Annotated in this window: 13 protein-coding genes and 1 pseudogene; 5 read left to right on the top strand and 9 right to left on the bottom strand. The window is 64.3% G+C overall.

Annotation, left to right across the window (positions count from 1 at the left end; translation table 11 throughout):
• The gene (locus N0B15_RS17575) at positions 1-1,671 is read left to right on the top strand and encodes a DEAD/DEAH box helicase family protein (protein ID WP_263021014.1); all 1,671 of its coding nucleotides are present in this window, start codon (positions 1-3) and stop codon (positions 1,669-1,671) included.
• Here N0B15_RS17575 and N0B15_RS17570 read toward each other — a convergent pair.
• The 4 genes from N0B15_RS17570 to N0B15_RS17555 form a co-directional block, all read right to left on the bottom strand.
• The gene (locus N0B15_RS17570; RefSeq protein ID WP_263021013.1) at positions 1,655-2,794 is read right to left on the bottom strand and encodes a DNA cytosine methyltransferase; all 1,140 of its coding nucleotides are present in this window, start codon (positions 2,792-2,794) and stop codon (positions 1,655-1,657) included. The genes N0B15_RS17575 and N0B15_RS17570 overlap by 17 nt on opposite strands.
• Positions 2,795-3,013: 219 nt before the next feature.
• Complete coding sequence (locus N0B15_RS17565) at positions 3,014-4,177, bottom strand: tyrosine-type recombinase/integrase (protein ID WP_263021012.1); 1,164 nt, start codon at positions 4,175-4,177, stop codon at positions 3,014-3,016.
• Positions 4,174-4,608, bottom strand: a complete 435-nt coding sequence (locus tag N0B15_RS17560) for a hypothetical protein (RefSeq protein WP_263021011.1) — start codon at positions 4,606-4,608, stop codon at positions 4,174-4,176. The genes N0B15_RS17565 and N0B15_RS17560 overlap by 4 nt, the downstream gene beginning before the upstream one ends.
• A gap of 22 nt (positions 4,609-4,630) precedes the next feature.
• Positions 4,631-5,077, bottom strand: a complete 447-nt coding sequence (locus N0B15_RS17555; protein WP_263021010.1) for a hypothetical protein — start codon at positions 5,075-5,077, stop codon at positions 4,631-4,633.
• 65 nt (positions 5,078-5,142) lie between these two features.
• Here N0B15_RS17555 and N0B15_RS17550 point away from each other — a divergent pair.
• From N0B15_RS17550 to N0B15_RS17535, 4 genes and pseudogenes are all read left to right on the top strand, one after another.
• A pseudogene (locus tag N0B15_RS17550) lies at positions 5,143-5,484 on the top strand (metallophosphoesterase family protein); the annotation flags it as partial.
• Between the two features lie 70 nt (positions 5,485-5,554).
• The gene (locus N0B15_RS17545; protein WP_263021009.1) at positions 5,555-6,112 is read left to right on the top strand and encodes a KH domain-containing protein; all 558 of its coding nucleotides are present in this window, start codon (positions 5,555-5,557) and stop codon (positions 6,110-6,112) included.
• 256 nt (positions 6,113-6,368) lie between these two features.
• On the top strand, positions 6,369-8,054 hold the full coding sequence (gene thsA / locus N0B15_RS17540; protein WP_263021137.1) for a thermosome subunit alpha: 1,686 nt from the start codon (positions 6,369-6,371) through the stop codon (positions 8,052-8,054).
• Between the two features lie 161 nt (positions 8,055-8,215).
• Positions 8,216-9,205, top strand: a complete 990-nt coding sequence (locus tag N0B15_RS17535; RefSeq protein ID WP_263021008.1) for an ornithine cyclodeaminase family protein — start codon at positions 8,216-8,218, stop codon at positions 9,203-9,205.
• Between the two features lie 10 nt (positions 9,206-9,215).
• On the opposite strand, the gene N0B15_RS17530 is transcribed toward N0B15_RS17535, so the two are convergent.
• The 5 genes from N0B15_RS17530 to N0B15_RS17510 form a co-directional block, all read right to left on the bottom strand.
• Positions 9,216-10,013 (bottom strand): YqjF family protein, encoded by a 798-nt coding sequence (locus N0B15_RS17530; RefSeq protein WP_263021007.1) that lies wholly within the window; start codon positions 10,011-10,013, stop codon positions 9,216-9,218.
• 124 nt (positions 10,014-10,137) lie between these two features.
• Positions 10,138-12,987: a leucine--tRNA ligase gene (gene leuS, locus N0B15_RS17525; RefSeq protein WP_263021006.1), complete on the bottom strand. Its 2,850-nt coding sequence runs from the start codon at positions 12,985-12,987 to the stop codon at positions 10,138-10,140.
• Positions 12,988-13,080: 93 nt separating this feature from the next.
• Positions 13,081-13,518 (bottom strand): Hsp20/alpha crystallin family protein, encoded by a 438-nt coding sequence (locus N0B15_RS17520; RefSeq protein WP_263021005.1) that lies wholly within the window; start codon positions 13,516-13,518, stop codon positions 13,081-13,083.
• A gap of 85 nt (positions 13,519-13,603) precedes the next feature.
• The gene (gene pheA / locus N0B15_RS17515) at positions 13,604-14,416 is read right to left on the bottom strand and encodes a prephenate dehydratase (RefSeq protein ID WP_263021004.1); all 813 of its coding nucleotides are present in this window, start codon (positions 14,414-14,416) and stop codon (positions 13,604-13,606) included.
• A gap of 104 nt (positions 14,417-14,520) precedes the next feature.
• Positions 14,521-15,843, bottom strand: a complete 1,323-nt coding sequence (locus tag N0B15_RS17510; protein WP_263021003.1) for an MFS transporter — start codon at positions 15,841-15,843, stop codon at positions 14,521-14,523.
• Positions 15,844-16,200: the final 357 nt, after the last annotated feature.

The raw sequence follows: 16,200 nt of genomic DNA, 5'->3' as shown, positions 1-16,200 counted from the left end.
ATGACCGCCGATCCAGACGGATTCCTCTCAACGAAGCGAATCGAACGAGGCTCCTGGAGGTGTCTGGAGCGCGCCGTGGGCCGCCTCTTCAACCACAGCGGGTGGTCGCACGTGGCACTGGTAGGCGGACCGGGCGATCGGGGAGCCGACGTAGTGGCTTCGAGCGACGAGCGCGAGATCGTCGCACAAGTGAAGTATAAGTCTGCGGTAGAGCGGTCGGCCAGCAAGCGGATCGTCAACGACGTGAAGCGTGCCATGGAGTTCTATGGCGTTGACGAGGGTGTTTGCGTCACGAACACCCGCCTATCTGACACAGCCAACGAACGGCTCCGCGAACTGAGGGGAGCTGGTTACTCCATTGGGATTATGGAGGGCAACGATCTCTTGAGGAACTACGAGTCGCTATCCCGGTGGCCAGAAAACGACTACGAACCCTACGACTACCAGCGAGAGCCAATCCAACGTCTGCTGGAGCTCTACCACGATGGCTACGGCGAGGCGCTCCTCTCGCTCGCAACCGGGCTCGGGAAGACGTTCGTTGCGGGTAGCTTCTTGAGCGAAGTCCTCCGTGGCCGTCCCGACGCCCGCGTGTTGGTCCTCGCAGACCAGAAGGCTCTCGTCCGACAGTTCGAAGAATCCATGTGGAACCATCTCCCGAAGGACGTTAGTACCCATTTGTGGTACGGAAACGAGTCCCCAGCCTTCGACGGTGGAATCGACGTCGGTACGTTCCAAACCCTGGCCAGTACGGAGAGGTTTCCCGCCGAAGAAGCACAGAAGTACGACATCGTTGTCGTCGACGAGGCACACCACGCGGTTGCTCCGTCGTACAAACGGGTGCTGAACAGGACCGATCCGGAGTTCTTGCTAGGCCTGACGGCGACGCCTTGGCGCGAAGACGAACGGTCGCTTGAAGGACTCTTCGGACCGATCCGGGACGAGTTGACCATCGACGTCATCGAGGGGCTCAGGAAGGGGTACCTCACCGACGTCGACTACCGGCTGTACTGCGACAACGTCGACTGGGAGGCAGTCCAAAACCGCTCTTCACAGAACTACACCATCCGCGACCTCAACAGGCGGCTGTTCATTCAGGAGCGCGACGACAAAATCATGGACGAGTTCGAGTCCGTCTGGGAGAGCAGCGACACCGGACGGGCGATCTTCTACTGTCCATCGATCGACTACGCAAAGCGGATGGCCGACCGGCTGCGGGAGGGTGGCTTCGGGGCGCGCCCACTCCATAGCGACCTCGACAACCGAGAGATCGAACGGCGGCTCCGAGCGTTCCGGCGCGGAAAGGCCGAAGTGCTGACCGCGGTCGACATGCTGAACGAAGGCGTCGACATCCCAGAGGTGGACATCATCGTGTTCCTCCGGGTGACCCACAGCCGACGGATTTTTCTCCAGCAGCTCGGCCGCGGACTCCGACTTGCGGAGGGCAAAGATCAGGTAGTCGCCATGGATCTGGTGGCCGACATCAGGCGGATAGCCGAGGCCGTCGACATTGACACCAAACTGGAGCGCGGGGACGGTATCGAGGTAATACCTGGTAACTTCGACCTCTCGTTTCAGGACCAGAACGCCCAGAGCTTCTTCCGCGAGTACCTCGCTGACAAGGCCGCGATCAGCACGAGGGACGGGGAAGACCAGATCAAGTTCCCGGAATAATTCGCTGGGCTGTCAGATGGTCCGCCACTCGATCCGCAATTGCCTCCGCAAATTTTGGCGGGACCGCGTTCCCGACTTGTGTGTACTGCGGTACCGAGTTTCGCCGCCTCTGCCCGCCAGTCGTCCGCGGGCCTTTGAACTCGAACCAGTCGGGGAACGACTGGATACGGGCAACCTCTCGAACAGTGGGGATTCGTAGCCGGTCGTAGTGGACGAAGTCCTCGGGGAGCGTTGTCACCGTCGGTGCCGGCTCCTCTGGGTGCCACCGCTTCATCGAGTGTTTCTTCGTCTGGTACTGTTCGTCCAGTTCGCTCATTTCCTGCCCATAGTCGAATTGGTCATACCGCTCGCGGACCGTCTTGCCGTGGTTGGGCGCCTTGTGGTTGTAAAGCTCGTCGGCCCCATCTCTCATTTCGCGCTGGTAGTCCGTTAGGGGCCGGAGTTTGTATTGGGTCGCCTCCTGTCCGTAGCGCAAGAACGACAGGTCGCCCACGGCGTCCTCGACGGTCACGTACGGATCGAGATCCTCACCGCCACGGAGCGGCTCTTGCCCCTCTCTGGGTCTGTGCGTTGGCGAGGCAACCTCTACGCGGCCGCCCCTCGTAGCGACGATGATCACCCGTTCACGCAACTGCGGTACTCCATAGTCTGCGGCGGTCAGCACTTCGGGTTGTTGGACGGTGTAGCCTATTTCGCTCAGCGTCTCGCGGAGTTCTTCATGGTACTGGCCGCCATGCATGTTGAGGAAGCCAGTAACATTTTCAAGAACTACGACTTCGGGATCCAGTTCGGCAACGGTCTTCGCGTATTCAACGACGAGTTCGTTCCTGGGATCGTTGGGGTCCATCCGCCCAGCTGTAGAGAACCCCTTGCACGGTGGACCACCGATGACGACATCGATGTCCCGAGCGTCGTACCCGGAATGCTCCTCGAACATATTGAGCGTAAAGTTCCGGATGTCAGTTTCGAACGTAGCCACGTTGTCGAAGTTGTGCGAGTATGTCTCGAGAGCGGCCTCGTTCCGGTCCACAGACGCGACGACATCGAACCCTGCGCTTTGAAACCCGAGCGAGAAACCACCGGCACCACAAAAGAGGTCGACGCACCGGAACTCGTCTCCCATGAACAGTCATTCAAGCAGGCTGGATAAAATCCTTTCGTAGCGTACGGGCCCGTGTCCTGCGGTTTGGCCCCGCCTCATCTCCTACTTGCATGACTGTCGATCTTTTGCTCCCTTCTACCCACCAGCATTCATCCAAAAACTTCGCGCCCCCTCTCGATTTAGCAGACAACTCCTCCGTGCTACCCCGGATTTTCACACAGCCGATTAGATTGAACCACCTTACAGATCCAGCTTGAACACGTTCTCGCGATAAAACTGCTCAACATCGTCGTAGAACGTGTGGAGGTACTCGTCGATCGCCTCACGACCGTTAGATGCTGCCCGATCTGTTTTGTCCCCGCGCATATATTTCACGACCTCGCGCGGCGCGTCTTGCTTCACCCGCCAGTAGGTACTGAAGAAGTGGCGGCCGAAATGCGACGTCACAGCGCGGTGTTCGTCGGTCTCGTCGTACTCCGGCCGGAAAACCACCTTCCAGACGTCGTTCACACCGTCATGCTCGGGTTTCGTGTGTGCCTGTTTCGTCAAGAATACCCACGGAAGGCCGTTATCAGGGCGGATCAGCAGCCACTTAACGAGTACCCGCCGGGATTCGTCGTCGAGCGGCAGGATCCGACCTAGCTCTGATTTGTTCCCTTCACGTTCGCCGCTCGGAGGCACGTAGATCGCGTTCTCCCGATCTTCGAGGCGAGGATGCATCCCGAGTTCTGGGTAGTGCGCACGGATATCGGGATGGGCCAAACTAACATCCTGCAGCTGGATGTTCGTGAGTTCACTGGCACGTAGGCCGAGCTTCAACGGGAGGACGACGTACGCTCGGTCACGGACATGGCCGATCGACTGAACCCGTTCGCGAAGGTCCGTCAGCGGGATGTTATGCGGCGGCTTCTTGGTCTGGCGGCTCAGATCGACCTTCTCGCGTGCCAGCTTGAACGGATTGAACTCCTGGGGGTGCGGGAGTGCGCTATCGGTCTGCCAATACTCGTATGCACGATTCAGCTTTTGCAACTTCTCACGGACGGTCCTAGGCTTGTGCCCTTGCTCGTGTAGCTCATGGTGGATAAACGTCCGGACGTGCCCCTCGTTCGGACACGCTGGATAGCGCCCCTGTTCGGCCATGAACATACGCCACTCGTCGAAGTAGGTGTGATAGCGCTCGACCGTAGACGACGACAGGTTCTTCGATTCGAGCACTTCCTCGACGAATACGTCGAACGGGTCGATATCTGTCTCTTCGAACGTCACGGCATACGGTTTGAGCGGATCGATGTCGCGTCCGAACGCGGCTGCCAGCTGCTTGCGAGCCTGACTGGTACCGGCCTCCGTGTTAGCGTCCATCTCCATGTCGGTGTTCGCGTCAGTATTGGCTTCGTGGCGGGTCATGGGTTGCTCACCCCCGTTCGCTCGATACGGTACTCCCAAAGCGTCGCCGCGTTCGGGTGTACGGCAGCGGCCATGAGTACCGGGTGGTAGACGTGGGGATGGTCGGGGTGCGCCTGCAGCCACTGGTAGAAGGCTTCGATGCGCAACCAGTACGTTTCGTAGGAAGTCGAGAGCGTGTTTCGCTCAACTAGGTCCGCACAGAACGCCTCGATGTCAGCTGGCGTCGCCAGTGCGTGGTGCCGTCCCCGGTCGACCATGTGCGCCTTCCACCGGCGTTCGAACCGGCGAAGCATCCGATCGACGTACTCGCTTCGATTGGCATGGCAGTCGGCGACGTACGCTGCCCATGTGTCTCGGTCGTCGTACTCGCTGGCGAAGTTCGCCAACCGGTAGCGTTCTGGAACATCGTCGAGGTGCTTGTAAACACCCATATTCCCCGTGGGCGTCACGGACTTAGCCACTGCGACCACCGTCGTCGACTGGATAGTAGGCCCCGTCGTCGGCGCGAACTTCTTCCCCCTCGAGCGTGTCGAGCAAGCGGTTCACGCGCGACGGTACGGTATTGATGATGTGTTGTTGAAGCTCGCCGTAGGTAGTGCCAGGGTTTTCGTGGACGTACTCGATGATGGTCCGGCGCTCGCCGCGATACAGGTCACGCTCGAGTTTCTCGATTCGCTCGCGGGTGGCCTGAAATTCGTCTCGTAGGTCGTTGCGCTGGCGGCGGAGTTCGCGAGCAGATTCGTCAGGTTCGACGGCGTCTGCGTCGAATTTTTTCATGCCGGCCTCGACCATCGCTTGCATAAACTCACTGACAGATATGTCCATCTCGGCGGCCCGTGTTTTCCACCGCTGGTATTGGCCCTCAGTCGGATAGGTCATCGCGGGCTGGGTATCTGCCATAAAGTGGTCTTCTCCTTGGTGATAGATACCACGTCGATCTACCAATAGATATCTGCTCCTTTCAAAACAACGACGGCGAGGTCGCCGGACTCGAGTCCGGCTTCGAGGCCCTCGGCGGCGCCAGCGAACTCCACGGCCGGGTCGCCGACCTCGAGTTCGACGGCCTTCGCGTCGCTCTGGTCCACGGCGAAGACCTCGAGGCGGTCGACAAACTCGCCGAGCGCCAGGAGTTCGACTACGTCTGTTACGGCCACCACCACGAGCGGGTCAGCCGCGAGGTCGGCCGGACCACGCTCGCCAACCCCGGTGGGCACTTCCCGACGATTCCCGACGACCACCGGACGGTTGCCCTCCTCGATACCCGCTCTGAGTCGCTTACGTTCCGGTCGGTACTCGAGGGGGTGTGACGAGTCTTCGATCCGCACGCGCGAACCGGCGGTCCAAGGCCTTAACCGTCGGCGGTGAGTACTCGAGTGTATGCAGCACGTGAAGATACCGCAGGACCGCATCGGTGTGCTCATCGGCCAGGGTGGGGAGACGATGCGCGAAATCGAGACCGAAGCCGAAGTTCGTCTCGACATCGACTCGGAGAACGGCTCCGTGGCGGTCGAGGCGGTCGGCGATCCGGTGAAGGGGCTGAAAGGGCCCGAGATCGTCCGCGCTATCGGCCGCGGATTTTCGCCGGAGGACGCACTGACGTTGCTGGTCGACGATATGATGCTGTTCGACCTGGTCGACATCGACGCCGCCTCGCGGAACAAAAACGACGTGAAACGCCAGAAAGGGCGGCTCATCGGTGAAGGCGGTCGGACGCGCGAACTCATGGAACAGCTCAGCGGTGCGTCGGTCGTCATCTACGGGACGACCCTCGGCATCATCGGCACCCCACCGCAGGTCGAGACGGCCAGAACCGCCGCCGAGATGCTCCTCGACGGCGCTCCCCACGGCACCGTCTACTCCTTCTTAGAGGAGCGACACAACGAGATGAAGTACCAGGCACTCGAGTCCCACCGCTACCCCGGCGGCGACTCGTAGGCCGTCACCCCTCGCCACCACCTCTTTCGCGCTCGCCGTGTCTCGGATTTCGGGTCGTCCGCACGTTCGGCCGGTGATGAGCCACGAGGCTCGTGTATCCAGAAGTGGCTCGCTCCGGCATATGTGTGTGATAAACAGTCTCCTGGGGAGTGGTGTGTGAACCGTCGACTCGCCTGCGTCCGGCGGTTTCCTGTGTCCAATAGGGGAAGATTTATATAGAATAACAATCAATCTGTCTTTGACTATGGCGCAACAGATGGGCAACCAGCCCCTCATCGTACTCTCGGAGCAGAGCCAGCGAACGTCTGGCAAGGATGCACAATCGATGAACATCACGGCTGGGAAAGCCGTCGCGGAGGCGGTGCGGACGACGCTCGGCCCGAAAGGGATGGACAAGATGCTCGTCAACACGGCGGGTAACGTCGTCGTCACGAACGACGGGGTCACCATCCTCAAGCGGATGGACATCGACCACCCGGCGGCGAACATGATCGTCGAGGTCGCCGAGACCCAGGAGGACGAAGTCGGTGACGGGACGACCTCCGCCGTCGTCGTCGCCGGTGAGCTGCTCAAGCGCTCGGAAGAACTTCTCGATCAGGACATCCACGCGACCACGCTCGCTCAGGGCTATCGTCAGGCCGCAGAGCAGGCGACCGATGTCCTCGAAGAGATCGCCATCGACGTGAGTGAAGACGACTCGGAGATCCTCCACCAGATCGCTGCGACCGCGATGACGGGCAAGGGCGCAGAGAGCGCGAAAGATCTCCTCGCCGAGCTCGTCGTCGACGCTATCCAGGCCGTCGCCGACGAGGACGGCATCAACACGGACAACGTCCAGGTCGAGAAGGCCGTCGGCGGCGCGATCGACACCTCCGAACTCGTCGAGGGTGTCATCATCGACAAAGAGCGCGTCTCCGAAAACATGCCCTTCTTCGTCGACGACGCCACCATCGCCGTCATCTCCGACGCCTTCGAGGTCGCAGAGACCGAGATCGACGCCGAGGTCAACGTCACCGACCCAGACCAGCTCCAGGAGTTCTTAGACCAGGAGGAAGCCCAGATCAGGGACATGGTCGACACGCTCGTCGACCTGGACGTCGACGCCGTCTTCGTCAACGGCGCGATCGACGACCTCGCCCAGCACTACCTCGCCGAGGCGGGCATCTTCGGCGTCCGCCGCGTCAAGAAATCGGACATCCAGCGCCTCGCCCGCTCGACCGGTGCCCGGCCGGTCAACGGCGTCTACGACCTCACCGAGGATCACCTCGGCTTCGCCGGCTCGGTCGCCCAGAAGGACGTCGGCGGCGACCAGCGCGTCTTCGTCGAGGACGTCGAGGACGCGAAAGCCGTCACGATCATCCTCCGCGGCGGCACCGAGCACGTCGTCGACGAGGTCGACCGTGCGATCGACGACTCCCTCGGCGTCGTCCGCACCACCATCCAGGACGGCAAGGTCCTCGCCGGTGGCGGCGCACCCGAGATCGAACTCGCACTCGCCCTCCGTGACTTCGCCGACTCCGTCGGCGGCCGCGAACAGCTCGCCGTCGAAGCCTTCGCCGACGCACTCGAGGTCGTCCCCCGGACGCTCGCCGAGAACGCCGGACTCGACCCCATCGACTCGCTGGTCGAACTCCGCAGCGAACACGACGGCGGGGCGACCGCCGCCGGTCTCGACGCCTACACCGGCGACGTGATCGACATGGAAGCAGAGGGCGTCTACGAGCCACTGCGCGTCAAGAGCCAGGCGATCGAGAGCGCGACGGAAGCGGCCGTCATGCTCCTTCGCATCGACGACGTCATCGCGGCTGGCGACCTCGTCGGCGGCAGCGTCGACGAAGACGACGATGACGACGGCGACATGCCACCGGGCGGTCCCGGCGGTGCCCCCGGCGGCATGGGCGGCATGGGCGGCATGGGCGGTGGCATGGGCGGCATGATGTAACCGCACCCGAGCACCCACCACCACACCGATCACGCTCTCCGTTCCGTTCGACCACCGCATTTTCGACGCCGAATCTCCGTTTTTCTCGCTCGAGACCCGCTGAGTACGCGACACTCGAGCGGACGTGACGAACTAAGTAGCAACCCCGACATTCTCCGCGTATGCAGACACTCCTCCTCGACGGCGACGCGGTCGACGCTCACGCCGAGACGGCCGCGGTGATCCGCGCCGTCGAAGCCGCGTTCGCCGCCGCCGCTCGAGACCGCGCTCAGATGCCCGCGAAGTCCTACGTCGACCTGCCCCAGTACAACGGCGACTTCCGCTCGATGCCCGCCTACCTCGACACCGGCGAGTGGGACGCCGCCGGGCTGAAGTGGGTCAACGTCCACCCGGACAACCCGGCCGACCACGGCCTGCCGACGGTTCTCGGGACGATGATCTACTCCGATCCCGAGACCGCCTACCCGCTCGCGATTCTCGACGGCGCGAGTCTGACGACGAAACGCACCGGCGCGGCCGCAGCGGTCGCCACCGACTACCTCGCCGTCGAGGACGCCACCAGCCTCGGCATCGTCGGTGCGGGCGTCCAGTCGTACACCCAGCTCGAGGCCATCAGCGAGGCCAGATCGATCGAGGAGGTGGTCGTCTCCGACCTCGACGAGGCGCGCGTCACCGCGTTCCTCGAGCGTTTCGGCGACGAGTTCGACGTTCGCGAGGGGTCGATCACCGAGGCGGGCCACTGCGACGTGCTCTCGACGGTGACGCCGGTCGACGAACCGATCGTCTCGCTCGCGGACGTCACCGGCCACACCCACGTCAACGCCATCGGGGCCGACGCCCCGGGGAAACACGAACTCGCGGACGACCTCCTCGAGATGGCGACGCTCGTCATCGACGACTACGAGCAGTGTACCCACTCGGGGGAGATCAACGTTCCCTGGAGTCGGGGGGTACTCGAGGAGGCGGACATCCACGCCGAGATCGGCGCAGTCGTCGTCGGCGAGGCTGCGGGTCGCACGCCGGAGACCGGCGTCACGGTCTTCGACTCGACCGGTCTCGCGATCCAGGACGTCGCGACCGCACACGTCGTCTACGAGCGCGCACTCGAGTCCGGCGACGGGGTCCCGTTCGACTTCTTCGGCGGCACGTGACCCGCTCGCGTCACCGCCGGCGCAGCCACCGGGGAACCGACCCCGTCAGCTCGAGTTCGCCACAGTAGTGTGCGAGCGCTTCCCCGCTCGGCTCCGGGAGACCGTTGGCCGCGAACATCGTGTTCTCGTGGACCGTCACCGCCGCGGGGCGCAGCGGCCAGGGGGCGTGGGCGACCTCCGCGCTCAACACCCCGCGGCCACCGGGTGCGTAGAGACGTCGGCGCGCCGTGAGCCAGTACTCGAGCGAGTCCGGTTCGGCGTAGAACACGCGCCCATCGGGGCGGTAGGTCGCGGCGAATCTGGCGCCGGTCCAGTCGTGCTCATCCTCGCTTCCCGGCCGTGAACTCGAGAACGCCACCCGCTCGTCGTCGCCCTCGACGTGCATCCGTGCGCGGGAGACCGGCAGGCGGCTCAGCCCGCCGACCAGATTCGCGAGGAGTGCGCTGTCGACGTCGACGCTGAAGAAGAACAGGCCAGGGTCGCCCCGGAAGCGGACGTAGGTTCGGACGTTGAGTTCCGGCACCGACAGCCGCGTGAACCCGGGCGAGCCACGGATTCCGGCTCGAGCGAGGACGAACGGCAGGATCGAGAGCCACGCCCGGCCGTCTCGCGTGTCGAGTTCGAGCGGGGGCGGGACGTGGTGTTCGAGTGCACCGGGGTCGGCCGGCCAGTGGAGGAAGAGACCGTCGCGCCAGGTCATCGAGAACGGGTGGGGGAGTGCGGGCCGACGCGCTCCCGGCTTCAGCCCCCAGGCGGTCCGCTCGCGGTCTCGGTCGCGGCGCTCGACACGCTCGTCGGCCCGGCTCATCGCGTGCTGGTGCGATTCGAGGGTGGGTCACTCGTCGATCCGTCCGCGACGGCCGCGGCGCTCATACTCACTCGCACGACGGAGGCGGCGATAAAGCCCGCCGCCTTCTTCACTCGGTGAAACGCTACTCGAGGTGGATCGCCGGGCGGAACGGCTGGGCGTGTGCGGCCTTTCCGGCGGGGTCGACGGGGTCGCCGTCTTCGGCGTAGACCTCGACGTCGGCGTCGAACTCGGCGGCGAGGAAGTCGGTGGCGTCGGCGTAGACCGAGCGCTCGTCGATCTCGGCGAGGACCTCGAGCGTCGCCTCGTCACGCTCGCGGACGAACGAGACGAGGTCGGAGACGAGCGCGTTGACGGCGTTGCCCTTCTCGCGTAGCGCCTCGTTCTGCATGACGGTGCCCATCACCGCGCCCTGGTTCGGTCCCTCCTCGACGACGGTCTCGAACACCTCGCGTTTCCACGCGGCGGGCGCGTAGACGCGGACCGTCTCGGGGTCGTCACCGGTCACCTCGACGATGTCACGGACGTCGTCGGCGAGCGAGGCGACGAGGCGCTCCTCTTCGATCACCGTCGGCTCGTCGAACTCGGGGACGACCGCGGGCCACGGGACGTCCTCTGCAGGCTCGCCGGTCAGCCGCTCGTGGAGTTCGTTCGCGAGGAAGGGGACGAACGGAGCCAGCAGGCGCAGGCGCGTCTCGAGGACGGTCCGGAGCGTATACTGTGCCCCGGGGCGCTCGAGGTCGGTCCGTCGGCGGTACCACTTGAGGTGTTCTTCGAAGCGGTAGAAGGCCGTCTGGCTGGCCGAGCGGGTCTCGAAGCGCTCCATCGCCGCGGTGACCTCGCGGACACACTCCTGGAGCTTCGCGAGCAGCCAGTAGTCGACGCGCTCGAGGTCGTCCTCGTCCCCAGACTCGTCTGCTGCGCGCTCGATGATCTCGACCGCGCGATTCCAGAAGCGCTCGAGCTGGTCCCTGACGGCGCCGACCTCGTCTGCGCGCCAGTCGTAATCCTGCCACGGCTCCGAACTGTTGAGCAGGAAGAAGCGGACGGTGTCCGCGCCGTAGGTCGAGATGGCCTCGCCGGGGAGGACGACGTGGCCCTTCGAGGAACTCATCTTCTCGCCCTCGAGTAAGCCCATGCCCATGATGGTGATCCCCTGGGGCCACTGGGGCGTTTCGAACAGTTCGGCGTGGTGGTAGAGGAAGAACGTCAGGTGATTCGAGATGAGGTCGTTGCCCGAACAGCGGTAGTCGACGGGGTACCAGTAGTCGAACTCCTCGCGCAACTCGAGGGCGGTCTCGTCCTCGCCCTCGCCCAGCAGGAGGGTGTCGAAGAACTCGGGGGTGAGGTCCTCGACGGGCACGTCGGCCAGTCGGTGGGCGATGGTGTAGTAGGCCATGTAGATCGTCGAGTCCGAGAGGGGTTCGATGACGAACTCGTCGTCCCACGGCAGCGGCGTGCCCAGCCCGTAGTTTCTGATACAGGGCCACTCCTCGAGCCAGCCGACGGTGTGTTCGTACTGCTCGCGGGTGTTCTCGGGGATCGCGTCGAGGTCGGCGACCGCTTCGAGCGTCTTCTCCTTCCACGCGGCGTCGTTGTACCGGAGGAACCAGGTCTCCTGTTCGGAGACGACGACCTTCCCGCCCGCTCTCGAGATGACGGGTTCGGGGAAGTCGTACATCGCGTCGAAGGCGCCCTGGGACTGGAAGTGTGCCTTGAGGTCGTCGCGGACCTCCTCGACGATCTCGCCGCCGTACTCACCGTACTCGTCGTTCAACACCCCCTGGTGGAACTCCTTGTTGTAGACCTCCTGGGTGACGGCTTTCAGGTCGGGATCGGCGGCGTCGGTGACGCCGTGGGACTCGACGGCGTCTCTCGCGGGAATCTCGCCGTAGCCGTCGACCGAGAGGATCGGAATCGGCTCGATGGCGGCCACCGCCTCGGGGTCGACGTCGTACTCACGCAGGCGGCTCTCGTCGGCTTTCGCCGCCTGCAGCGCGAGGTAGTCGTCGGGGCTGTGGGCGGGCACCGACATGACGACGCCGCTGCCGCTGTCGGGGTCGACGAAGTCGGCGGGCAAGATCAACACCTCGTCGTCGGTGACCGGGTTGCTGATGCGCTCGCCGACGTAGGCCGCCCCCGTCGTCTCGCGCTCGACGGTCACCTCGTGGTCCTGTAACTCGAGTTTCTCGACGGCTTCCTCGGCGACCACCCAGCGCTCGCCGTCGACGGTCGCCTCGACGTAGGTCGCCTCGGGGTCGACGTAGGCGTTGGTCACCCCGCGGACCGTCTCGGGGCGCAGCGTCGCCATCGGGAAGACGAGTTCCTCGCCGCCTGTATCCTCGAACTTCACCAGCGTGTACTCCTGGTACTCGACGGTCTCACCCTCGAGGAGGTCGTGGGTCGTCACCGGGTTCTCCTGTTCGGTGCAGTACTTGACGGGGTGGAGACCCTTCTCGAGGAGGCCGCGCTCTCTGAGGGTCTCGTACTGCCAGGTGATAAAGCGCGAGTAGCGCTCGTCGTTCGTGGTGAACTCGCGACGCCAGTCGATCGAGAGTCCCAGGTCGACCATCCCCTTCTTGTAGTGTTCCTCGATGAAGTAGCGGGCGAAGCCCATCGGCGTCTCGAGGTCGCGAAGCGTCTCCTCGGGGACGTTGTAGGTGTCTCTGAGCACCGAGAGCTGTTTCTCCTCGCCTTTCTTCAGGCGCTCGACGGCGCCGATGATCGGCGTTCCCGTCACGTGCCAGCCCAGTGGGAACAGGACGTTGTCACCCTGCTGGCGGCGGTAGCGCGCGTAGACGTCGGGGACGGTGTACGTCCGGGCGTGTCCGATGTGCATCCCGCCGCTCGGATAGGGGTAGGGCACCGTCACGAACGTCGCCTCGTCCCGGCCGTCGGGGTCGGCCTCGTAGCGCCCCGACTCGGCCCAGCGCTCGCGCCACGTGGCCTCGAGTTCCTGCGGGTCGTAGCTCATGCCCTCCCGTTGTCGCGGGTGCGATAAAAGAACTCCCACATCGCGGCCGCCGCCGTGACGGCCGTCGCGCTCGGTCGGTGTCGGCCGTCGTACTCAGTCGATGTCGATCCGTTTCGACTCCTCCTCGGCGGGTTCGTGTTTCGGCAGCGTCACCGTCAGCACGCCGTTGGTGTAGCTGGCCGAGACGCCCTCCTCGTCGACCGGCTCGGGCAGCCGGAACCGTCGGCTGATCGACCGACTCGTCCGCTCGCGGCGGATGTACCGGTCTGCACCCTCCTCGTCGGCCGTCTCCGTCTCCCGTTCGCGCTCGGCCTCGAGTCGCAGCGTGCCCTCGGTGAGCGTCAGCTCGATGTCGTCGGTCTCGTAGCCCGGTAGATCCGCGGTCACGACGTACTCCTCGTCGTAGTCGGCGACGTCGACGGCCACCGATCCCGGTACTGGCAGGCCCGTCCCGCTCGCCATCCCCTCTTCGACCTGTCGGCTGACGCGGTCGAGCAGTTCCTCGAGTTCGTCGAACGGATTGCGTCGCATACTCGTCCGTAGGTCGGCGACGCACATAAATTCTGCCCGGACGGAGACGACAGAACGCCGGCTGTCGGCTCCATCCCCGCGTCGGTCACCCGACGACGTGCTCGAGGTCGTACGAACCCAGGCTGCGGACCCAGCCGTTTCTCGCGAGTTCCTCGATGTCGGCGACGGCCGCCTGCGTGCGTTCTTCGTACAGGCCAGCCTCCACGTCGAGGTGGAAGACGTAATCGCCCAGACGCTCGCCGCTCGGACGGGACTCGACGCGCGTCAGGTTGATGTTGCGGTCGGCGAACGGCTCGAGCAACTCGAGTAACAGCCCCGGATAGTTGGTGTTCGGGTAGACGACGAACGAACTCTTCCCGCCGCCGTCGGCGCGCTCGCTCGCGGGGGCGACGACGAAAAAGCGCGTCGCGTTCGAGGACTGGTCCTGGATGTTCTCGGCGAGCACCTCGAGTCCGTCACCGGCGTTGTCGGGGTGGCCGATGCCCGCGATGGAGGGATCCTCGCGGGCGTACTCGACACCCTGGGCGGTACTCGCGACGGCCTCTAAGGCGGTGTCGGGGTACTCGGTCTCGAGGTAGGTGCGACACTGGGCGAGCGCCTGTGAGTGGCTGGCGACGGTGTCGAACTCGGGACCCTGCGCGAGGAGACCGTGTTTGATCGGCGTGACGACCTCGCGGACGACGGCCACCTCGTACTCGGCGAGGGCGTCGAGGCTCTCGGTGACGCTGCCCTCGATGCTGTTCTCGATGGGGACGACGCCGCGGGCCGCCTCGCCGCTCGAGACGGCGTCGACGATGGCGGTCACCGACTGGCGGAAGACGATCTCGTCTCCGTCGGCGACGGCGCGCGCGGCACGGTGTGAGTAGGTCCCTTCGGGTCCCAGCGTAACGACGGTCATTGAAGGCCACTACCGGGTTCGAGGGCAAAAGGCCGTCGGACGAGTGGCTGGAGGGCGGCGCGCTCGAGTGCTCGAGACCGGAATCCGGCGTTCTGGCCCGGTTTTCAGTCGTCTGCGGCGACACCACCGGTGGGCTGGGCGGGTGCCTCGTCGATGAACCAGCCGTCTTCGGTCGAACGCTCGGCGATGTGTGGCTGGAAGACCCACGCGGTGAGCAGCAGGATCGGAATCATGGTGAGACCGACGAGTGCGTAGCCGACGTGGAGGTTCGGGAGGAACGGTGCGGCGAACATCAGCGGGTAGACGGTCCCACCGACGGTGCCGACGCCGCCGACGATGCCCGCGACGGTGCCAGAGTTGTTCGGGAACATGGCGGGCACCTGCGCGAAGATGGCTCCCTCGGAGAACGCACAGCCGACGCCGACGAGGAAGCCCGCGGCGACGGCGAGGTAGACGTTGCCGGTCAGTCCAGCCGCGGTCATGCCGAAGAGCGCGATGACGACCCACGACATCGTCGCGAACGTCCACTGCTCGCGGTAGCGTCCCTCGAACCACGGCAGGATGTCCTTCTCGTTGCGAGCGACCACGTCACTGATGTAGCCACCGAGTGGACGGAGCAGCCCGGCAGCGATCGAGAACGTGGCGGCGAACGTCGCCGCGATCACCAGGTTGTCCTGGCTGAAGCCCTCGCGGTAGTAGGTACCGAGCCAGCCGTTCATCGCGACCTCGAGCCCGAAGGTCATGATGTAGGCGGCTGCGAGCACGACCGCGGCGTGGCGGGTCGCGATGTAGAGCCACTGCTCGAGGGTGACGCCCTCCTTGGCAGCCAGTCGGCGCTCTTCGGTCTTCGCTGCCTGGCCGAACACCAGGTAGAGGATACCGAGGACGATCGCGAGCGCGCCCGTGTAGAAGAAGGCTGCTCGCCAGTTCGCCGCGAAGATGGGGTCACTGTATCCCTCGCCGAAGATGCGCGGGAGCGTGAAGTACGCGCCGAGACCGGCCCCGGCGTTGCCGACACCCGCGAAGATCCCTTCAGCCAGGCCCAGGTTCTCCTCTTCGAACCACTGAGCGACGTGCTGGATGCCGATGACGAAGGTGATCCCGGCGAGCGAGGCGATCACGCGCGAGGCGGTGAACACCTCGTACGTCTGTGCGAACGCGCTGATGATCGAGAAGGTACCGACGAGCACGAGCGTCGCGCAGGCCACTCTCGGCGCACCGAAGCGGTCGGTGAGCGGGCCGACGATGATGCGACCGATCGGGACGGCGATCACGGCCAGACTCGCGACGAGACCTAGCTGGGCGGTCGTGAGTCCGAACTCGGTCCCGATCTCACCCGTGAAGGGCGCGAACGAGAACCAGATCACGAACCCGAGGTTGAACATCGCCGTCGCGAGCAACAGGTTGATCCACTTCTTGTCGATCATCCGTTCACCCCCTCGAGCCCGTCAGCGACAGACAGCTCGGAACCAACAACGCTTTTGTCCACGAATACAGATAAATTCTCGACGTTCATTCGTATATCACGGTACCATCTGTACATTCGTACCTACATAACGGTGGTGGTTTAAAAAACGCTAAAAAATACCGTGTTCGATACTCGAGCCAAAAAATCAGTATGTCCTAGTATGGATTGTAGGATCCGAACGGCGACTCGGTGCCTCCTCGACCCGGGTACTTTCGGCCGTTCGTCAACGCCCGCCTCGAGCGCTCGCCGGCGTCTCGTCTCTGCTACGCGTGCTCGCACTCGCGTCGTCCGCTGCGACCTGTCGGTGTCGGCCCGG

Origin of the sequence: Natronobiforma cellulositropha (assembly GCF_025629245.1) — an archaeon.
Taxonomy (GTDB): Archaea; Halobacteriota; Halobacteria; order Halobacteriales; family Natrialbaceae; genus Natronobiforma; species Natronobiforma cellulositropha.
This window is presented reverse-complemented; position numbering and strand designations above follow the sequence as displayed.

Excerpts from the sequence above, each read along its gene's own strand:
- N0B15_RS17575 (WP_263021014.1), top strand. The coding sequence starts at position 1 with ATGACCGCCGATCCAGACGGATTCCTCTCAACGAAGCGAATCGAACGA.
- N0B15_RS17570 (WP_263021013.1), bottom strand. The coding sequence starts at position 2,794 with ATGGGAGACGAGTTCCGGTGCGTCGACCTCTTTTGTGGTGCCGGTGGT.
- N0B15_RS17565 (WP_263021012.1), bottom strand. The coding sequence starts at position 4,177 with ATGACCCGCCACGAAGCCAATACTGACGCGAACACCGACATGGAGATG.
- N0B15_RS17560 (WP_263021011.1), bottom strand. The coding sequence starts at position 4,608 with ATGGGTGTTTACAAGCACCTCGACGATGTTCCAGAACGCTACCGGTTG.
- N0B15_RS17555 (WP_263021010.1), bottom strand. The coding sequence starts at position 5,077 with ATGGCAGATACCCAGCCCGCGATGACCTATCCGACTGAGGGCCAATAC.
- N0B15_RS17545 (WP_263021009.1), top strand. The coding sequence starts at position 5,555 with ATGCAGCACGTGAAGATACCGCAGGACCGCATCGGTGTGCTCATCGGC.
- thsA (WP_263021137.1), top strand. The coding sequence starts at position 6,369 with ATGGGCAACCAGCCCCTCATCGTACTCTCGGAGCAGAGCCAGCGAACG.
- N0B15_RS17535 (WP_263021008.1), top strand. The coding sequence starts at position 8,216 with ATGCAGACACTCCTCCTCGACGGCGACGCGGTCGACGCTCACGCCGAG.
- N0B15_RS17530 (WP_263021007.1), bottom strand. The coding sequence starts at position 10,013 with ATGAGCCGGGCCGACGAGCGTGTCGAGCGCCGCGACCGAGACCGCGAG.
- leuS (WP_263021006.1), bottom strand. The coding sequence starts at position 12,987 with ATGAGCTACGACCCGCAGGAACTCGAGGCCACGTGGCGCGAGCGCTGG.
- N0B15_RS17520 (WP_263021005.1), bottom strand. The coding sequence starts at position 13,518 with ATGCGACGCAATCCGTTCGACGAACTCGAGGAACTGCTCGACCGCGTC.
- pheA (WP_263021004.1), bottom strand. The coding sequence starts at position 14,416 with ATGACCGTCGTTACGCTGGGACCCGAAGGGACCTACTCACACCGTGCC.
- N0B15_RS17510 (WP_263021003.1), bottom strand. The coding sequence starts at position 15,843 with ATGATCGACAAGAAGTGGATCAACCTGTTGCTCGCGACGGCGATGTTC.